This is a genomic window from Streptomyces graminilatus (assembly GCF_001418565.1).
GTDB lineage: Bacteria > Actinomycetota > Actinomycetes > Streptomycetales > Streptomycetaceae > Streptomyces > Streptomyces graminilatus.
Map to the genome: position 1 here is coordinate 1 of NZ_LIQQ01000765.1, position 3,917 is coordinate 3,917.

At 69.7% G+C, this 3,917-nt stretch carries 5 protein-coding genes; 1 reads left to right on the forward strand and 4 read right to left on the reverse strand.

The genetic code is table 11. The annotated features are described in order from the left end of the window. Window positions 1–383: 383 nt before the first annotated feature. Complete coding sequence (locus tag AOK08_RS41260) at window positions 384–1,190, reverse strand: class I SAM-dependent methyltransferase (protein ID WP_055535629.1); 807 nt, start codon at window positions 1,188–1,190, stop codon at window positions 384–386. 100 nt (window positions 1,191–1,290) lie between these two features. Between AOK08_RS41260 and AOK08_RS41265 the strand changes: the two genes are divergently transcribed. After that, entirely contained in the window at window positions 1,291–1,779 is a 489-nt protein-coding gene (locus AOK08_RS41265) for a DinB family protein (RefSeq protein WP_055535633.1), read from the forward strand. Between the two features lie 54 nt (window positions 1,780–1,833). Here AOK08_RS41265 and AOK08_RS41270 read toward each other — a convergent pair whose 3' ends face one another. From AOK08_RS41270 to AOK08_RS41280, 3 genes are all read right to left on the reverse strand, one after another. Then, window positions 1,834–2,721 carry an LLM class flavin-dependent oxidoreductase gene (locus AOK08_RS41270; RefSeq protein ID WP_055535631.1) on the reverse strand — a complete coding sequence of 296 codons (888 nt, stop codon included), beginning with the start codon at window positions 2,719–2,721 and terminating at the stop codon, window positions 1,834–1,836. 43 nt (window positions 2,722–2,764) lie between these two features. Next, entirely contained in the window at window positions 2,765–3,352 is a 588-nt protein-coding gene (locus AOK08_RS41275) for a dihydrofolate reductase family protein (protein WP_055535635.1), read from the reverse strand. A gap of 73 nt (window positions 3,353–3,425) precedes the next feature. Beyond that, the coding region (locus tag AOK08_RS41280; protein ID WP_055535637.1) for an OmpA family protein at window positions 3,426–3,917 on the reverse strand (492 nt) is incomplete at its 5' end.

Sequence of the window (3,917 nt, forward strand, 5' to 3'; positions counted from 1 at the left end):
AGGTGTGTATAAGAGCGAGCGCGTGCGCCGGGCGGGGAGGCGGGGCACCGCGCAGGCCCCTCCTCTGCGCGGTACCCTCCGCGCCGCTTTGCTCACGCGAATTACCTTTACCTAAATTTACGGGACGTCCGGCCGCGGTCGTGAACGACGGCGATAACGATGTGGAAACCTCGTGAAACCTTTTCGGTCATATGCACACATGTCTCGTGCGTGACGAGTGCGGCAACGCTCTCGCCGCCGAGATTTCGCCAATATGCGGACGGGCCGGAGCGATATCCGAATGTTTGCGACCGATAAGATAGTAGATGCCACGATTCACCCGAATTATTCGGCGGCCGGCTGATCGGCTGATCGGCCGGTCAGCCGGTCAGCCGGTCAGCCGGTCAGCCGGTCGGCTTGCGGGCCTCGAAGAGATGGCGGCTGCTGTGCGCCACGAACAGCCCCTCGGCCTCGATCCGCTCGTGCAGGGACCGGAGTTGGGGACGGTAGGCGTCGACGGTGAACCCGGGCACCATCCAGATCACCTTGCGCAGGAAGTGCGTGACGGCGGCGATGTCGTAGAACTCCATCCGCAGCCGCTCTGCGCGCAGTTCGACGATCTCCAGCCCGGCGGCCTCCGCGTCGGCCCGCTCACGGTCGGGGTGGCGGGCCGTGCGCTGCCCGGCCGGCTGAGGCCCGAGGAAGTGCTCGACGAGTTCGTACGCGCTGGCGGGCCCGACGTGCTGGGCGAAGTACGTGCCGCCGGGTCGCAGGACGCGGGCGATCTCGGTCCAGGGCGGGGAGACGGGGTGCCGGCTGACGACCAGGTCGAAGGCCTCGGCGGCGAAGGGCAACGGCGCGTCGTCCGGTACGGCGACGACCGCCACGCCTCGCGGGTGGAGCAGGGCGGTGGCCTTGGCTACGTTCGGCGGCCAGCCCTCGGTGGCGACGGTGAGCGGGGGCAGCTTCGGGGCGGTGTTGAGCACCTCGCCGCCCCCGGTGTGCACGTCGAGGGCGGCTGACGCGCGGGCCAGCCGCTCCCCCATGGCGCGGGCGTACCCCCAGGAGGGTCGCGCCTCGGTGGCCCGGCCGTCGAACCAGGAGAAGTCCCAGCCGTCGGTGGGGACGGCGGCACCCTCGGCGAGAAGTTCCTCGAAGGTGGCGGGGGTGGAGACGGGGTCGGCTGCGGGTTCCTGGCCGGGCGCGGGCATGAGGGTGATGTTCGCAGGCCGTTGTCAGTGGCCGCTGATAATTTCCGGCGCACGACGGAAGCGGATCGGAAGCGGGACGGAAGTAGGGGTGGTCCGGGACATGCTGTACGCCGATGACGAGACGACGACGCTGCGCGCGAAGCTCGACCAGGAGCGGGACGCGGTGCTGTGGAAGCTGAAGGGCCTGAGCGAGGAGCAGGTCCGCAGGCCGATGACACCGTCGGGGACGAGTCTGCTGGGGCTGGTGAAGCATCTGGCGTCGGTCGAGTACGGCTGGTTCGTGGAGACGTTCGGCCGAGAGGTGGAGCCGCTCTGGTTCGACCCGTACACCGACGAGGACATGACCGCGGGCCCCGACGAGACCACGGCCCGGATCACCGACTTCTACGCCCGCGCCCGCGCCGCCGCCGACCGCGTCCTGACGGAACTCCCCCTGGACACCCTGGGCAGGCCGGCCTGGCGCGACGACGAGTGCTCGCTGCGCTGGGTCCTCGTCCGTATGACGGCGGAGACGGCGCGGCACGCGGGGCACATGGACATCGTGCGGGAGCTGATCGACGGGGCGACCGGGGAGTACGAACCGTCGTAGCCGTGGCCCGGACAGGTACACGGTGCCGGGGTGCCGGGGTGCCGGGGTGCCGGTTCAGGGGACGAGTGGGCGGACGTCCTCCGCGATGAACCGTACGAAGCCCTCGGGGTCGGGCTCGTCGCCGGTCGGCTGGAGGACGACGGTGTCGGCGCCGGCCTCGACGAGGCGTTCCACGGCTCGGGCGACCGTGTCGGCGTCTCCGGCGACGCCGAGACCGGGGACGGCGGCGAGGCCTTCGGTGGCCAGTTCGGCGCGGAGTCTGTCGTCGGCGTGCGGGCCGGTGGCGGCGCGCAGATAGACGACGACTCGGTGGGGCCGCCCGTCCGAGTCCGTCCGGCCGGCGGCCACTCGTCCCTCCTCGATCAGCTTCCGGGCCTGCCGCACCCCGTCGGGCGCGGTACCGGCATGGAGGACGGTCCCGTCGGCCACCTCACCGGCCAGCCGCAGCGAACGGGGCCCGGTGGCCCCGGCGAACAGGGGCAGCCCCGGCTCGGGCGGCCAGTCGAGACCGACGTCGCGCAGTTTCACGTACCGTCCGTCGATGGTGAGCCGTTCGCCGTCGAGCAGTGCGCGCAGCGCGAGCAGATGCTCCCGCAGCAGGGTGAGCGGCGACGCGACCCGCGCCCCGACCTGCCCCATCCAGTCCTGCACACCGTGCCCGAGGCCGAACACGGCCCGCCCGGGAAAGAGCCGGTGCAGGGTGGCGGCCTCCATCGCGGTGATGGCGACGTTCCGCAGCGGTACGGGCAGCAGGCCGACGCCGACCCGGACGCGCTCGGTCCAGGCGAGGGCGGCCGCGGCGGCGGAGATACCGCCCTCCCGGAAACAGTCCTCCCAGAGCCACAGCTCCTCGATCCCGGTGTCGTCGGCGAGCCGGGCGAGGGCACGCAGCCGCTCGGGCGGGAGCTGGGGACGGAACACGACGCCGAGGGTGGTGGTCATGGGGCCTTTTTATCGGGCGTTTCCGCGCGGCACAACACCACCGTTACTGGATTTTGCTACTGACACGCTCGTGCCGCAGGAGTACGACGCCGTTGCCGAAGGTGCGTGTCTCGGTGAGCCGGAGCCGGGTGAGGTGATCGGACTCGTGGAAGAGCGGCCTGCCGCGTCCGAGCAGCACGGGATGGACGCACAGATGGAACTCGTCGACGAGGTCGTGCCGCATGAACTCGGCGACGAGTTCGGCACCGCTGACCGCGAGATCCCCGCCGGGCTGCTCCTTCATCGCCCGGATGTCCTCCGGGACGACCTCCCGCACGATGGTGGTGTTCCAGTCGGCGTGCTCCAGGGTCCGGGAGAACACGTACTTCGGAATGTCCCGCCAGATACCGGCGAACTCGACCATGGCTTCGGTCATGTCGGGGCCGGGGCCGGGGTCGGAGTCGGCGGTGGGCCAGAAGTCGGCCATGAGCTGGTGGGTGATCCGCCCGGAGAGCAGCGCGCCCATGCTTCTGACCTGCTGGTTGAAGTACTGGTGCAGCTCTTCGTCGACCATGCTCCAGTCGAGCTCGCGGTCTGGTCCCTCGAAGTATCCGTCGAGGGAGATGGACATCATCAATACGACTTTCCGCATGGAACACACCTCATCGACCATTGGGTGCCAATTGGTGTCCACGGTACTCATCGGGCGGTACTCGACGGGGTTCTCACTCGCCCTTCTGGAACGTCACCTCCACGCGGCGGTTCTTGCGGCGGCCCTGTTCCGAGGTGTTGTCGGCGATCGGGTAGTCCTCGCTGTAGCCCCGCACCTGGAAGGTGACGTCTCCGCCGAGGCTGGCGGCCAGTACGTCGTGGACCTGCTCCGCGCGGTTCTTGGAGAGGGTCAAGCCGTGGGCGTACGAGCCGAGGTTGTCGGTGAAGCCGAAGACCCTGACGTTCGTGGCCTTCTGGGCCTTGATCTCGTCGGCGATCGCCCGGATGCGGGAGCGGGCCTCCGGGTTCAGCTTCGAACTGTCCTTCGGGAACAGGACTTCGGCCTGGAGCGCGAACGTCACCGTCTCGTTGGTGTCCACCCGGCGTTCCTCGCCGCCCATGTCCTCGACGACCGACTTGATGTCGACCACTTTGGCCGGGGCGAGGGTGGCGCCGTCGGCGAGTTTCAGGCCGGGGCTGTTGGGGTCCACTTCGGGGGGTGGGGA

Coding starts and splice junctions, on each gene's coding strand:
- AOK08_RS41260 (WP_055535629.1), bottom strand. CDS start 1,190: ATGCCCGCGCCCGGCCAGGAACCCGCAGCCGACCCCGTCTCCACCCCC.
- AOK08_RS41265 (WP_055535633.1), top strand. CDS start 1,291: ATGCTGTACGCCGATGACGAGACGACGACGCTGCGCGCGAAGCTCGAC.
- AOK08_RS41270 (WP_055535631.1), bottom strand. CDS start 2,721: ATGACCACCACCCTCGGCGTCGTGTTCCGTCCCCAGCTCCCGCCCGAG.
- AOK08_RS41275 (WP_055535635.1), bottom strand. CDS start 3,352: ATGCGGAAAGTCGTATTGATGATGTCCATCTCCCTCGACGGATACTTC.